General features: G+C 65.7%; 15 protein-coding genes. 2 read left to right on the forward strand and 13 right to left on the reverse strand.

The window, feature by feature from the left end:
* Positions 1 to 50: 50 nt before the first annotated feature.
* From NA3_RS04010 to NA3_RS04020, 3 genes are read right to left on the reverse strand one after another with little or no spacing between them, the layout of a single operon-like run.
* Positions 51 to 902, reverse strand: a complete 852-nt coding sequence (locus NA3_RS04010) for an alpha/beta fold hydrolase (RefSeq protein WP_062962222.1) — start codon at positions 900 to 902, stop codon at positions 51 to 53.
* Positions 902 to 1,843 carry a VOC family protein gene (locus NA3_RS04015; RefSeq protein ID WP_062962223.1) on the reverse strand — a complete coding sequence of 314 codons (942 nt, stop codon included), beginning with the start codon at positions 1,841 to 1,843 and terminating at the stop codon, positions 902 to 904. The genes NA3_RS04010 and NA3_RS04015 overlap by 1 nt, the downstream gene beginning before the upstream one ends.
* Before the next feature lie 12 nt (positions 1,844 to 1,855).
* The gene (locus NA3_RS04020) at positions 1,856 to 3,409 is read right to left on the reverse strand and encodes a bifunctional 3-(3-hydroxy-phenyl)propionate/3-hydroxycinnamic acid hydroxylase (RefSeq protein WP_062962224.1); all 1,554 of its coding nucleotides are present in this window, start codon (positions 3,407 to 3,409) and stop codon (positions 1,856 to 1,858) included.
* Between the two features lie 79 nt (positions 3,410 to 3,488).
* Here NA3_RS04020 and NA3_RS04025 point away from each other — a divergent pair, with 79 nt between their 5' ends.
* The gene (locus tag NA3_RS04025) at positions 3,489 to 4,283 is read left to right on the forward strand and encodes a TetR/AcrR family transcriptional regulator (RefSeq protein ID WP_218021765.1); all 795 of its coding nucleotides are present in this window, start codon (positions 3,489 to 3,491) and stop codon (positions 4,281 to 4,283) included.
* 76 nt (positions 4,284 to 4,359) lie between these two features.
* Here the strand turns inward: NA3_RS04025 and NA3_RS04030 are convergent, their stop codons facing one another.
* Entirely contained in the window at positions 4,360 to 4,740 is a 381-nt protein-coding gene (locus NA3_RS04030; RefSeq protein WP_062962225.1) for an amidohydrolase family protein, read from the reverse strand.
* On the opposite strand from NA3_RS04030, the gene NA3_RS35695 reads away from it, so the two are divergent.
* Positions 4,721 to 4,918 (forward strand): hypothetical protein, encoded by a 198-nt coding sequence (locus NA3_RS35695; RefSeq protein WP_308189496.1) that lies wholly within the window; start codon positions 4,721 to 4,723, stop codon positions 4,916 to 4,918. The genes NA3_RS04030 and NA3_RS35695 overlap by 20 nt on opposite strands.
* On the opposite strand, the gene NA3_RS35700 is transcribed toward NA3_RS35695, so the two are convergent.
* From NA3_RS35700 to NA3_RS04075, 9 genes are all read right to left on the reverse strand, one after another.
* Positions 4,872 to 6,197: an AMP-binding protein gene (locus tag NA3_RS35700; protein ID WP_167354953.1), complete on the reverse strand. Its 1,326-nt coding sequence runs from the start codon at positions 6,195 to 6,197 to the stop codon at positions 4,872 to 4,874. The genes NA3_RS35695 and NA3_RS35700 overlap by 47 nt on opposite strands.
* A gap of 111 nt (positions 6,198 to 6,308) precedes the next feature.
* Positions 6,309 to 6,788: a hypothetical protein gene (locus tag NA3_RS04040; protein ID WP_227995052.1), complete on the reverse strand. Its 480-nt coding sequence runs from the start codon at positions 6,786 to 6,788 to the stop codon at positions 6,309 to 6,311.
* A 206-nt stretch (positions 6,789 to 6,994) separates the two neighbouring features.
* Positions 6,995 to 7,951: an MlaD family protein gene (locus tag NA3_RS04045; protein ID WP_062962227.1), complete on the reverse strand. Its 957-nt coding sequence runs from the start codon at positions 7,949 to 7,951 to the stop codon at positions 6,995 to 6,997.
* On the reverse strand, positions 7,948 to 8,958 hold the full coding sequence (locus NA3_RS04050) for an MlaD family protein (RefSeq protein WP_084491109.1): 1,011 nt from the start codon (positions 8,956 to 8,958) through the stop codon (positions 7,948 to 7,950). The genes NA3_RS04045 and NA3_RS04050 overlap by 4 nt, the downstream gene beginning before the upstream one ends.
* Positions 8,955 to 10,046 carry an MlaD family protein gene (locus NA3_RS04055; RefSeq protein WP_062962228.1) on the reverse strand — a complete coding sequence of 364 codons (1,092 nt, stop codon included), beginning with the start codon at positions 10,044 to 10,046 and terminating at the stop codon, positions 8,955 to 8,957. The genes NA3_RS04050 and NA3_RS04055 overlap by 4 nt, the downstream gene beginning before the upstream one ends.
* Positions 10,047 to 10,077: 31 nt before the next feature.
* A complete protein-coding gene (locus NA3_RS04060) occupies positions 10,078 to 11,001 on the reverse strand; it encodes an MlaD family protein (protein ID WP_174561049.1) in 924 nt (307 codons plus the stop codon).
* Positions 11,002 to 11,042: 41 nt separating this feature from the next.
* The gene (locus NA3_RS04065; protein ID WP_062962229.1) at positions 11,043 to 12,056 is read right to left on the reverse strand and encodes an MlaD family protein; all 1,014 of its coding nucleotides are present in this window, start codon (positions 12,054 to 12,056) and stop codon (positions 11,043 to 11,045) included.
* Positions 12,053 to 13,078, reverse strand: coding sequence for an MlaD family protein (locus NA3_RS04070; protein ID WP_062962230.1), 1,026 nt, complete (start codon positions 13,076 to 13,078; stop codon positions 12,053 to 12,055). The genes NA3_RS04065 and NA3_RS04070 overlap by 4 nt, the downstream gene beginning before the upstream one ends.
* 7 nt (positions 13,079 to 13,085) lie before the next feature.
* A complete protein-coding gene (locus tag NA3_RS04075) occupies positions 13,086 to 13,934 on the reverse strand; it encodes an MlaE family ABC transporter permease (RefSeq protein WP_265337560.1) in 849 nt (282 codons plus the stop codon).
* Between the last annotated feature and the right edge of the window lie 13 nt (positions 13,935 to 13,947).

The following is a 13,947-nucleotide window of genomic DNA, read 5'->3' on the forward strand; positions in this document are numbered from 1 at the left end:
CGGTTTCTGGTGTGCACAAGCAGTACGACGAGGAGTGGCCTCGGCCCCCTTCAGTGGTGGCGGACGAAGTCCGCCACGAGGCGGTTGAACTCGTCGGCGTGCTCGAGCTGCGCCCAGTGGCCGCAGCGGTTGATGACGTGCGCCCGCGAGTCGGGAATATTGGCCGCCAGTACGAGCGCGGTCTCGAACGTGACGACCCGGTCGTCGCGGCCGTGGATCAGTAGCGCGGGGGCCGTGATCTCCGAGAGACGGTTGGGATCGACCCAAATCGTGATGGGTGCCTTCGGTGCGGCCGCGAGCACATTGGCGACGTGTTCGGGACGCTTGGCCACTGCCTCGGACCGCTGCCGACACAGTTCAGGGGTAGCAAACCGCTCCTTGTCGAAGACCATGATCTCGACGAGCCGCTTCATCTGCTCGGGGCTGTAGTCCGACCAGGTCTGAGCCATGATCTTGAGCCCTTCGGAAGGTCCGCCGCCGGCACCGAACAAGATCGGCTTCATCTGGATGGGCGCACCCATGGTGATCAGGTGTGTGACCCGGTCCGGGTGCTCGATGGCCATCCGCAGCGACGTGTGGCCGCCCATCGAATTGCCCACGAACGCCGCCTTCTCGATGCCGAGGGCGTCGAGCAGCTCGCAGACCGCCTGCACTTGGTCGTAGGTCGAGAAGTCGACCTCGCTCGAGGCTCCCCAACCGGGAAGGTCCGGGGCGATGACGCGGAGGCCCGCAGCGGCGATGGCTTCGATGTTGGGGTTGTAGTTGCTCCAACCGGTGGCGCCGGGGCCGCCACCGTGAATCAGGATCACCGGATGGCCGTCGGCGGGGCCGGCCTCGTTGTAGTGGATGGTCCAGGACTTGGTATCGACGTCCTTGGCGACGTCCGCCTCGATGAGGGTCATCAGTGGGCACCTTCCGGGGGTGTGTTGGTGAACGGGGCCTGGCCCAGCAGGGCGTGGACCATCTCGGGCGGGCGGTGTCCCCAGGCACTCAACTGGCCGAGGGTCTGCACCTCCCAGGTCTCGTCGTCGATGAGCAGACCGCCCCAGCCGAACTCGACGGAGAAGCCCGACGGCGTGCGGACGTAGAAGCTGAACATGCGGTCGTTCGGGTGCATGCCGAGCGTCATCTCGAAGGGCTGTCCGGCATCCATGCAGCGGTCGTAGGCCAGGCCCACGTCGCGGATGTCGCTGACCTCGATCATGAAGTGGTGGGTGCGCTTCGGGTTCGGCATGTTGCCGAAGGCGACGGTGTGGTGACGCGGATTGCAGTGCAGGAACACGACGTCGGCGAAGATTCCGGGCGCGAGTTCCTCGACGATGAAATCGCTGATCTTGAAGCCGAGCAGGTCCAGATAGAAGGCCAGGTAGTCCTCGCGGCTCACGTCCTTGGACATCAATACCTGGTGACCGGCTCCGCCCTGCCCGGTGACGAACGTGCCGAGCATCTTGTCGGAGTGGAACAGAGTGTCGGCGTCGGCGAAGCCGGTGACCAGCTCGATCCTGTTCCCGATCGGGTCTTCGGTGATGAAGATGCGGTCGACCTTGCGGGTGGCGGCGAGGGCCGCGTCGCCCTCGGTGACCTCCACCCCGGCGCCGCGGAGCTTCTCGACGATCGCGTCGAGCGATGCATCGTTGCCGAGCTCATAGCCGGTGGCGGCGAGGTCGTCGGCCGGACCCTGGGTGCAGAACCAGCGGTAGGCCTTGTCGTCGGTGCGGAAGCTGATCGAGTCGGTGTTCTTGTCGGCTACCTGCATGCCGAGCAGGTTGGCGGCGAAGTGCTCCCATTCCGCGAGTTTGCTGACCTCGTAGACGACGTAGGCGAGCTCCTCGACTCCAGTCATCGTTCTCTCCTCTCAGAGCGCGGGGACCGCGAGGCCGGATTTGTCGGCTGCGGCGATGAATTTGTCGGGACGAACCGCGACCGCCCGGACGCCGTACCGCTCGAACCATGGGAGAAGCGCGTCCTCGAGGTCGACAAGGTCGTCGGGGCCCTCGGTGTGGGACGTCTTGGATCGCACCGTGCGGTACGTCGCGCCGAGGGCATCCCACTCGGCCTTCTCCTCGGCGCTCAGCAGGGTTGCCGGGTCGATCTCGGCGCCGATCAGGACGAAGCCGTGCCCGATCAACTCGTCGACGCGGGCGCGGGCACCGACGTGGTTGCCGATGTGGGGCTGCGGGAGCATCCGACCGACGATGCTCGCGTCGCCGATTTCACCGCGCAGCCAGCCCGCTTCCAACACCGGAGGTGCGAAGATCGGCTGTTCGGGCGGCGTCACGGTGTTCTCCGGGACGGCGTCCATTGCCTCGATTTCCTCCGGCGACGCTTCCTGCATGATCACCCGGCCGAGCTGGATGGCAATGTTGGTGAAGAACTCGACGTTGGGGCGTCGCTCGGCCTCGTAGGTGTCCAGCCACTCTTCGCCCAGCTCGCCGCGGAGGACCCGCGCGAGCTTCCAGCCGAGGTTGTGGGCGTCGCGGATGCCGGACTGCATGCCGGCCCCGGCCCATGGCGGCATCAGGTGGGCCGCGTCGCCGGCGAGGAAGAGGCGTCCTCGGCGCCACGTCTGCGCGGCGCGGACGTGGTGGTGGTAGAAGGCATACTGTTCGATCTCGACGTCGTCCTCGGACTTGCCCAGCGCGTGCAGCAGCGGCCACACCTCGGCGGTGGAGGGGAAGTCGGCCTCGGTCTCACCGGGCCTGAGCGCGATCTCCCAACGGTGGTGGCCGCCGGAGAGCGAGATGTCGACGACAGGGTGCTCGGAGTCCGACCAGAATGTCGGGCAATCACTGTCGGGCCAGTACCGTTTGGCCTTGCAGTCGATGACGATCCACTGGGTCGGCGCGGTATCGCCGAGCATCGGGATGCCGAGCAGTTTGCGCGTCGGGCTGGAGCCGCCGTCGGCCGCGATCGCGTAGCGAGCGCGGGTGCTCGTCTCTTCACCCGTCTCGCGGTCGCGGGCAGTGATCGTGACCCCGTTCTCGTCCTGGTCGACGCCGATCACCTCGGCACCGAACCGCACGTCGAGGGCGTCGTATTCTTCGGCGCAGCGACGCAGCTCGGCCTCCATCGCCGGTTGGTAGATGTTGAAGAAGCGCGGCTTGGTGTTGCGTGTACCCAACTCGGACGGCGGATGCTGGACACGCATGATCTCTCGGCCGTCATAGGTCACCCACCGCAGCTTGTTCTCCGGCTCGATGACCTTCTCGACGCGCTCGTCGATCCCGAGCTCTTGAAAGATCCGCATCGTCCAGTCGTTGATCGTCACCGCACGAGCGCGGGCGTAGATGTCCGTATCGCGCTCGAACGCAACTACACTCGCGCCCTTGTCAGCCAGCGTGAGGGCTCCCGCAAGACCGGTCGGGCCATAGCCGATGATCGCGACATCGGCATCGAAGTGGTCAGGCATGCGTCACTCCTCCATTGTTCGACCAATCGGTCGATAAGTTCGTGAGAAGCGTCACAGCTTCCGGTCGCTCCGTCAACCCTTGCCGCGCGAATTCCGCAGCGCGGAATTCGGTTCCGTTTCGCGGGGTATCGTGCTGGTGCGCCAGGAGCGCGAGATCCGGGGATCGGCACGGCCGCTCTACAATTCGCACGTGGAGAGGCAGCGAGTCAGCAACCGGCGAGGGCGGCAGTCCCGCAAAGAGATCCTGGAGGCCGCGGCTCGGGTCATGGGGCAGCGCGGTTACGCGGCCACGTCGCTGTCAGCCCTCAGCACCGAGATCGGGCTGGCAAAGAGTGTGATCCTCCACCACTTCCACACCAAGAGTGGACTGCTCTCGGCGGTGATGGAAACGGGCATGAAGGACTTCTTCCAAGCGTTGAGCGACCCGCATACGAATCCGCCCGTCAGTGGCACGCCCCGCGAGCGGCTGAGCTGGTTCCTCAATCGCGCAGCCGGGGTGCTGACCGAGCGAGAGGAGTTTCTCCGGCTGCACATGCTGCTCATCCTCAGCGAGGGGGAGGACACGGGCGACGCGGAGGTTGCAGACACTATCGCGAGCGTGCGCCGCGAGGGTCGGAGCCACGTGAACCGCATGATCCGGGAGTCGTTCCGCGACCATGGGCCAGAGATCGCACAGGCGATCGCCGACAAATTCGAGCGATTCTGCATGGCTGGGATCGACGGGGCCTTCCTTGGCGGACAAGCCGAGACCGGTCGATCGATGAGTGAGGAGATGAACGAACTCGCCGATGCCATCGCACTGATGGCGGAGGCGTTCATGGCAAAGCTCGATGCAGTTGCGCTCGACACCGGTTCGGTGTCGAACGGCAGGTGACCTGGACGTCACGCGAAACGGGATGACCTGCGCAAACTCGAAAGCCACACCGCCGCAGTCGAGTTCACGGCGATGTTCACGATGCGGTTTCCGGTTCGGGTATGTGCGGGGATCGCAACCGAGGGAACAGCGCCAAGGCATTGTCACGGAGCATGAGCCGGTGTTCGGAGGGTTTCAATACCGTGGTCGAGGCGAGTGCCTCGGCGAGTCCCTGCACCGCCCAATCCGGGGTGAAGGGAAAGTCGCTGCCGTAGAGCAGTCGGTCGGGGCCGACGAGTCGCATCAGAGCGGGCAAGGCGCGCGGCAGCGCGAATCCGGCCGCGTAGACGCGCTGCTCGGCCAACCACACCGCCGGACCCAGGACCCGTAATCGCGCGTAGTGCGGGTACGGGTCGAGGATGGCCGCCCGCGAATACAGGTCGGGCTGATAGGTCGGGGTGGCAACGCGGTTACGCATCGGGCACGGCACCCATGGCTGTGCCGGACAGGGCCTGGCTCGTCTGGAAGCCCAGGCCATGCTGCGCGCACTGATCGACCGCGTCGCCCGTATCGAAGTCGTCGGCTACGCCGAACGGGCGGTGAACAACATCATCCACCGCTTCGAACGCCTTCCCCTGCACCTGATCCCCGCCTGAAGGACACCGCTTCGATGCTCCCGTCGAAGGCCAGCTTTCCCCGATCACCGGTCCGGAACCAGCCATCGTCGGTGAATGCCGAGGCGTTGTCCTCGGCGGCCAGGTATCCGCACGACAGCCCGGGGCCCGAGAGCTGAATCTCCCCATGAACGCCCGTGCGAACCTCCATCCCGTTCTTGGCAATCCGTACTCGGATCCCGGGTATCGGTGGGCCGACAGTTGTCGCTCCGCGATGCGATGAGCCACCGCCGCTTGCACCGACGCATATCGTCGGCGCCTCGGGCAGACCGTAGACATAGGTGACCGTCACACCCAACGTTCGTTTCGCCTCACGCTCGAGCTCACTCGACCTCGGATCCCCGACAACGACGAAGCGGCACAGCGCCGGAATCAGTTCGCTGCCTCGCGGGAGGGCGCGCTGCAACTCGAGCAAGCCACGACACAGCCTTTCCGTACCACTCACCGTCGCGGCGTCGACATACCGCAGAACTCCCACCGCGTGCGAAGCCTCGTAGCTGCGCAGCACCACCACCGACATTCCGGCCGCGAACATCGCCGCCACATGGACCACGCCTGACACCTCGGTCAACGGCAACACGATTGCGCCCACGCTGCCGGGTCTGTCGCAGAGCCGGCTGCCGACCAGTCCGCGAGCAGCCACACTCAACGAGAGTTCCGTGTGCTTCACAACTGCCGTGCGCCCTCGCCCCGAGCGAACGAACAACCAACGCGGGGTCCAATCATTGGACCGGTAGGCGGGCAGGCCCTTGGCAGCGACACACGCATCAGTCCTCACCCTGAGGACTCTGGCCGCTCCGCACGAACCCGACCTCTGCACCGGATGCGTTGTGCTGCCGCACGGTTCATCGATCAAGAGATATTCTGCCGCCGCTGCCGACGCAGCGGCTCTCATCCGTCGGTCGGACAGGTTCTCCCCCAACGGAATCTGCACCGCGCCGAGCCGCGCCAGCGCCAGCATGATCAGCAGGGCATCGACACCAGTTCCAGCCCGCCACGCGACGCGCGTGTCCTCCCGCACTCCCTCCTCGTGTAAGGCGGCGGCAAGACTTTCCGCGCGAACCACAGCATCCGCCGCGCTTACCCGCTCGCCATTCTCTCCGACAATCAAGACCCGCTCGGCCAGAACGGATTCCGCGCGATTCGCAACGACGCTCCACAGAAAGCCCGGCTCGAACAGACCGCGGCCGTACGCAAGCGAGTGCTTTCGTAGCTCACTCGGACGATCCGCCCCAGCCAGACGACTCAGTGCTGGAGACACAAACATGACACCTCTAAAAGGCCGTGAGTGTGCAATATGCACAGTGAACAGGTGGCCCGTCGTTACACGTTCGGTCGGCCGCACACGGCGGTCGGTTGCTGCGGCTACTACCTATTTGGCGCCAACCACCGCTCCGATACCGCCCACGTCGGTGATCTGCCAGTTGGTCCGGTCGACGGTCACGCTGTAAGTGGCGGTGGACTGCAGGCCGTCGGGGGCTTGGGCGCTCTTGGTGACGACGCTGACGAAGGTGTCCACCACGTCGTGGCCGTTGTCCCGGCTTCGCACTTTGGCGGTCAGCGGTGTCGCGGTCGAAATCCATTGCAGCGGAACGATGATCTGTTCCATCGTCGTCGCGGCCTGGGAAAGTTTGTTCGTCAGATCGGGAGTCGTTCCCTTGGTGAGTTGTTTGTGCCAGCCGGCCAGATCCTGGTAGTTGAGGTTGGCCGCACCGACGGCGTAGTCGAGTGCTGTCTGTTCGGCTCGCCGGTCATCGGCGGCCCGGGCGTTGATGTCGTCCATGGCAGCGTGCGTGCTGTGGTTGTTCCAGGCCAGTACGCATACAGCGACCGCCAGAGCCACGATGACCACGGCAGACAGGGCAGAGCGCAGGCCGATCGTGATACTCGGGCCGGTGGCGCGAGTTCGCCGCCGACCAGCCGGAATGTTCGGCCGATCGACCGGGCGGTCGTCATTGTCGACGGATGTATCGGTGGGCGGATCGGCGATGGCTTTCACGGTTACTCGTCTCTCTATCTGATCTCGGGAATCCGTCTGTCACGGGAATCGGGTCGTGGTCACGGCGCGGGCACAGTGACGTGCAGGGTGACTGCACCGTTTGCGGGGACGGCCGCCAGAGCGCCGTCGAGCAGTTGGCTGGTGTCGATGCCACGAGCCGCTGCGGAAATCCTGGTGACGTTCGGGAGCAGAGTCTCGGAGAGCGTCTTGATGTCGGGCGCGGCTTGGTCCAGGAATTTCTGGATCCGCGCCAGATAGACACCGAAGTCGCGGATCGACTCGGGTGCTCCGGTCTGGCGGAGCAGTCGGAATGCCGCGACCAGCAGCGCCTGATACGCGGGGCCGACGCGAGCGATGTCCGGGCCGGCCGCGGCGATATCCGGACCCACGAAATCCGCGTTCTGCAACAGCGATTGGAAGTTCGCCAGAATCTGCGTGCCCTGCCCGGGCCTGCTGCTCACCGCGCTCGCCAGCAACGCACTGGCACGAGACAGGTTGGGTAGGACGGCTTGGGTCTCGGGAAGCGCACGATCCGCTTCGGAAACGATGTCCGCGAGCTGACGGGGATCGACCTGGTTGAGCAGATGCACAACCGATGCCGACAGCTCCGCGACCGACGGCGGTTGCGTCACCTTCTCGGTGTCGAGGTGCTGACCGGAGTGCACGGTCGCTCCGCCGGCGGACCGGGGGAACAGGCCGATGTAGGTTTCGCCCAGGGCCGACAGATTGTCGAGTCGAACATCGGTGTCGACCGGAACGGTGGTGTCGCCGTCGATGTAGAAGGTGATGTCCGCCCCCGCGGCCGAAGGCCGCAGGGCGGTGACCTTGCCGACAGGGATTCCCCGAAGCAGCACACTGGACCCGGCGACCAGCCCGTTGGCATCGCCCACTGTCATTGTCAGCACGGTTCGCTGCCCGGGCGGCCCCGGACGGATGCCGAGGACGGCGAGATACGACAACGCCAAGCCGGCGACCGCGACCAACGCGGTGAGGGAAACCAGATTACGAACTCTCATTTCACAGCTCCCAGCATCCGCAGTACCGCTTCGACGTTGCCGAGCAGTTCGCGACCATCCGGCCCTGTTATCGACGTGACATCGATCGCCGGATTCCGCGCGAACGGCAGAATCCGCTGAGCCAGAAGGTTTTCCCACTGCGGGCCTTCGGACAGCAGGCTCACTCCGCTGCTGCGCGCGGATCCGGTGGCGTCGCCGAGCGACTGCAGCATCGGGACCAGCCAGAATCCACCCTCGTAGATACTTCCGATCGACGGCAGGACCGTGGCGATGTACGTGGTGGTGAACGTGGTGCGGTCCCAGCCGAGCATGCCGGCGGGTGAGACATAGTGCCCGAGGATCGGCGTGTCCCGCCGGAGCAGATCGGCTGTGCCCGCGACCCCGCCCAGCCACTGGTCGACCTGGTCGATATTGCGAGACAGGTCGCCGAGATCGGCAGCCGTCTGCGCTGCCAACTGCTTGACCTTGCCGTCTCCGCTGGGAGTCGCGGCATTGAGGCCGTTGATGGTGTTCTGGATGCGCTGCACACTTCCTCCGGAGAAGAAGTTGGCCAAGACGGCCAGCGTGTCCTCCAGCTGCGGCGGCGCCGTTGTCTGTGCGAGCGGCACGGTGGCGCCCGCGGGCAGCGGCGGTGCCGGTGAGTCCGCGCGCTGCAATGCGAGATAGATGTCGCCGAGAACCGTATCCTGTTGCAGCACTGCGTGAACGGTCGACGGGACGCCGACACCGTTGCGAACGCGGACCCGGACCTCGACATCGGACGCGGCCACCGACACTCCCGTGACCACGCCGACACGAGTGCCGTCCATGACGACCTTCGCGCGGTCGGGCAGGTTGAGCACGCTCGCGAATCGGAAGGTCAGGTTGTAGCCGTCGCTGTAGGAATCACCGGGCACCGGTAACGCGGTCAGGCTGACCGACGCGCACGATGTCGCGAAAAGGCCGACCGCACCGGCCACCACGACCGTGCTGATCATGCGGCGCAGTGCCGCCGTGGGGCTGTTCATCGGGCGCCTCCGGCCAGGACCAATTGGAGCAAGCTCACATTCGTCGTCGTCGACTGGCCTTCGGCCGGCGCGCAACTGCCCGGCAGGGCCGCGTTCAACGCGGCACACAGGTGATTCGGATCCGGAGTTCGCACGCTGGTCACCGGTGGGCGGTAGGTGACGGCGATACCGTCGCGGCCGCGGGTGGCGTCGGCGGCGAGCCCGATCAGTGCGGGCAGCGGCTCGAGGAACGCGGCGATGTCTCCCGCGCGGGTTGCCGCAAGGTGGATGGCGCTGGGCAGAACGTCGAGTACTTGCTGAGTTTGCGTACCGAGGTGCCGCTCCAGATCGTCGACCAGCGAGACGATCTCCGGCAGCGCATCGATGAGATCCGCTGTGCCCCACAGTGCATCGGAGACATTGTGGGTCGTGACGGGCAACGCGGTGATGATCTGTTTGAGTGGCCCCGTATTCGCGTCGACGGTCGAGGAGAGCTGCGCGACATCGGTGATGATCGTGCCGATGTCGGCAACCACCCGATCGGGATTCTGTGCCAGTGCCGACGATCGCGACAGCAGGGCACCGAGATCGGCGCCCCGATCATGGGTCAACCGATCCAATCCGGCCACCGCGTCGGCCACATTCGCCGAATCCGAGGGCGTCATGCCTTTGACGAAGGTAGTGGCGGATCCCACGACCGCGGAGATGCTCTTCGGAGTCGCGGTGCGTGCCAGCGGAATGCAGTGCCCCGGTGTGAGTTCGGGGCCGGATGTGTAGTTGCCCACCACCTCGAGGCTGCGGTCGGCGAGGATCGACGCCGAGCGGATCGTCGCCTTCACATCCTCGGGCAGCGCACGGCCGTGAAGCGAGAATTCGACCCGCACCGACGTCGCGTTGGAAGTGATCTTGTCCACGGTGCCGATCGGGAATCCCATCTGCGTCACCGGATTTCCGACATACAGTCCGATCGAATCGGGCAGCAGCGCGCAGTAACCCTTCGTGGTCCCTGCGGCCGAGGTGTTCGCCCGCACCGCGGTGATGCCGAGAGTCGCAGCCGTGGCCACGACGATCACCGCGGTAGCGGCGACGAGGTACCGGCGTCGCGTCATCGCTGCCTCTCCTGTTCGAACACGGTGCGGCTCAACATGTCTTGCCCGGCACGGGAATACAGAGATCGGTAGCCAACAGCGGGGGCCGCGCGGCCGGATCGGCGCTCTGCAACAGCGCCTGCATCTGCGTACGGACGCGGTCGAGGTCGTCGATCATCGGCCCGACTCGATCGGAGACCGTGCCAGCCGCATCCTGTAGCTGCGTGATCGTCGACAGAACTTCGTCGCGATGGCCGAGATAGAACTCGCCGAACGGTTTGATGCGCTGACCGATCTCGCCCAATCCCTGGAGTGCTCCACCGAATCCGACCCCGTAGGTGACCAGCGTCTGTTCCAGGATCGCCGCCTTGCGGATCAATTCGGTGAGCTGCCCGCGATATCGGCTGAGCGCCTGCATGTATTCACTCGACAGGCCGGTAATCGCCGACACCTGCCCGCGTTGCTGTTCGATGGTGGACACCAGGCTGTTGCCCGCGTCGACGACGGCGCGCAGGGCATCGAGATTGCTGCCGGCCAGTCCGGCCTGGAGCTGATCGATACCCGAGCGGATGGGTGCGGTGTCGACGTGCTCGGTGATCTTCGTGGCGTCGGTCAGAGTCTGAACGAGGCTGTAGGGCATGCGGACTCGCGCCACCGGGATCGGCGATCGTCCGAGCGGCCGTTTGCCCAGCGAGACGATATTCACGTAGTAGCCTCCGACCACGGTGAGCATTCGCACCTCCACCTGTGATTGGTCGCCGACGAACGCGCTGTGGTCGACCGAGGTTCGGACCCGCACCCGGTCCGGCTCGATATCGATCGCTTCGACCTTTCCCACGCTGATTCCGGCGATGCGGACGAGGTCGCCGACCCGGATGGAGGCGGCGTCGGTGGTGTAGAAGGTGACCGCGCTGCGTCCCGGCGGGGACAGGTACAACACCGAGGTGGCGACGGCGACGATCGCCACGACCACCATCGCGACGACGCCCCAGAAGGTCGGGGTGGCGCGGCCGAGGTTCAGGCGGGGTTGCACAGCATCACCTTTCGTCCGTTCAACAGCACCTGCACCGGCAGCGGTAACGCCGCTTGCCCATGCGAACAGGTCAGGGCCGCACCGTCTCCCGGTGGTGGCGGTGTGGACAGCCCGTCGAGCACACCCGGCAGATTGCGCAGGGCTTGTGCGGCCGCGGTGGCGCTGCCGAAGGCCTGCTGGAGCAGTTGGTCGAGGTTCAGGCCGCGGGAGATGCCGAGGTTGTCGAGGATGCGCAGCACCGAACTGGCGAAGGTGGGTCCGTAGACATCGGATTTGCGGAATTCGTCGAGCACTTTCAAGGCCGAGTCCAGTGGCCGGTTGAGCCAGTCGAGTATCTGCACGATCTGCGGAGACTGGCCGCCGAGAGTGTCGGCCACGGTCTTCAGGTTCTGCATCACGGTGGCGATCACCTGCTGACGATCGCTGACGAAACGGGTGAGCTGCGCGATGCTGTCGAGCATCGGGCCCAATCCGCCGCCGTCACCCTGCAGCAAGTTTGCCGCGTTGGCGGTGAACGTGTTGACCTCGTCGGGAGTCAATGTGGCGAACACCGGCTGCAAACCGTTGAACAGTGTGGTCACGTCGAACGACGGCTGGGTCATCGTGGTGGGAACGTGAGTCAGGGTGCCGGCGCCCGAATTCTCCGTCGCCGCAGCGACATCCAGATAACGCAGACCGGTCAGCGCCTGAAATTTGATGGCCAGCCGTGTGCCGGCATCCACGCCGTAGCGATCGGTCATGGTGAAGGCGACCGTGCCGACACTGCGATCGTCGAGCCGACGCAGATCGATCGCCGTCACCTTGCCCACCTGCACTCCGCGCACCCGCACATCGGCGCCGACGTGCAGTCCGGCGACATCGGTGAAATCCGCGGTGAAGCCGCGGGTATGACCGGCCACCGGCCGGGTGACCGCGTTGCTGATCGCGATCAGCAGGACGGTTCCCAGGACCGCCGCGATCCCCAGGCGCCACAGCGCCGCGCGAGCCGGCGCCTTCATCGCGTTTCCTGCGGCGTCGCGCCGAGCAGAGACAGAGGTGCTGCCAGCGCCGGCAGCCGGTCCAGCACGATATGGACTTGCACGGGGCGGCCTTCCACTCCGAACAGATTGCCGAGCCGGTTGCGCAATTCTTCTGCGCGACTGCCGATTCCGGCCGAATCGACGAGGACTGCCGTCGTACCGGACAGCACGGTCAGAATTCGAGTCGCCGGGAGCAGTTCGGCCTCGTGACCGCTCAGCAGGTGACCGACCGCGCCGAACAGACTGTTGGCGATGAGGTCGAGCGACGGAATCACGCCCTGCCGATATTCCTGCTCCGATGTCGTGGACACCTCGGTGCCCACCAGCCCCTGCGTGGCCTTGACCGCACCGTCGAGGAAAGGAGGGAATGCCTCACTGATGGACGCGGCGTTGGCCATGAGCACGCTGGTGCGCACCCGCTGAACCTCGGCAACGGCCGCCGCGGCGCTCAGCCCCGTCTCGATCAGTGGCGTGAGGCCGTCGGTATACCGCGTCGCCTTGTCCACGACCCGGACCAGATCGGTGGTGAGGACTCCCCCGGAGACGGTTCCGAGCCTGGACAGCAACGCCTGCATCGTGAAGTTGCCTTCGGGCACGCGATCCAGAACCTGCCCGTCGCGCAGCGGCATCCCGCCCTCGCCGGGGACCAGATTGATCGCCGTGACTCCGAAGTAGTTGGCGGGCCGGAAATCGATTCCGACGGCATCGGTCAATCCGGAGATCCGGCCGGGTTCGAGGTCGGCGCGCAACCTGACGCCGCCGCCGGGAACACTCGTCACGGCGGTGACCTCGCCTACCGAAAGGCCGTGCAAATTCAGGGATGTGCCGACGATGACCCCCTCGCCGACATAGGGGGTTTCGATGGTCAATTCCATCCGGCCCGCATGCCCGTCCGGGCGGAAGACGACGGCGGCGGTGGCGGCGGCGACAACGGTGGCCAGAAACCCTGCCCCGATCGCGGCGAATATGCGTGCTCGAGATTGTTCGGTACCGCGGAGCAAGGAAGCGTCACCCCTTGAAGACGAAGGTCGGCTGCAGGCCCCACATCAGGACTGTCAGCAGGAAATCGAGCGCGATGATCGCCACCAGGCTGGCGCGGACCGCGCGGCCCGACGCCAGCCCGACTCCGGCGGGACCGCCGGTGGTGAAGTAGCCGTAGTAGCAGTGGATGATCGTGACGGCCGCGCAGAAAACCACCGCTTTGATCAGCGAATACGCGATATCGGTGGGCGAGAGGAACTGAATGAAGTAGTGGTTGTACGTGCCGGCGGGCTCGTTGTGGAACTTGTTGATCACCGTGCTCGACACGAAGAAGCTGAGTACCAGCGTCATCAGGAATCCGGGTCCCACACAGATCAGACCGCCGATCAGGCGGGTGCCCACGACGAACGGAATGGGGCGAAGTCCCATCACCTCGACGGCGTCGATCTCCTCGGCGATGCGCATCGAACCGATCTCGGCGGTCATCCGGCAGCCGACCTGGGTCGCGTATCCGATGCCGGCCACCAATGGCGCCATCTCGCGCACGTTCGCCAGACCGCCGACGATCCCGGACAATGCCCCGAAGCCGATGAGGTTCAAGGTGCTGTATGCCTCGATGGCGACCGAGGCACCCACCGCGACGCCCAGAATGACCAGCACACTCACGACGCCACCGTCGACGACGAGGGAACCGCGCCCCCACGCCATGCTGTTCATCGACACAAAGATCTGGCGGCGATAGTGCCGCACCGTCAGCGGTAGCAGCCACAGGGTCTGCGCGACGAAAACCACCCACTGCCCGGTGGTTTCGAGTGTTCGCGATACCGACCGCCCGCCGCGACGGCCGAGCCCGAACGCACGTCCTCGTAGCGACAGCGCCACACCCTGC

The organism is Nocardia africana NBRC 100379 (genome assembly GCF_001612635.1).
Lineage (GTDB): Bacteria > Actinomycetota > Actinomycetes > Mycobacteriales > Mycobacteriaceae > Nocardia > Nocardia africana.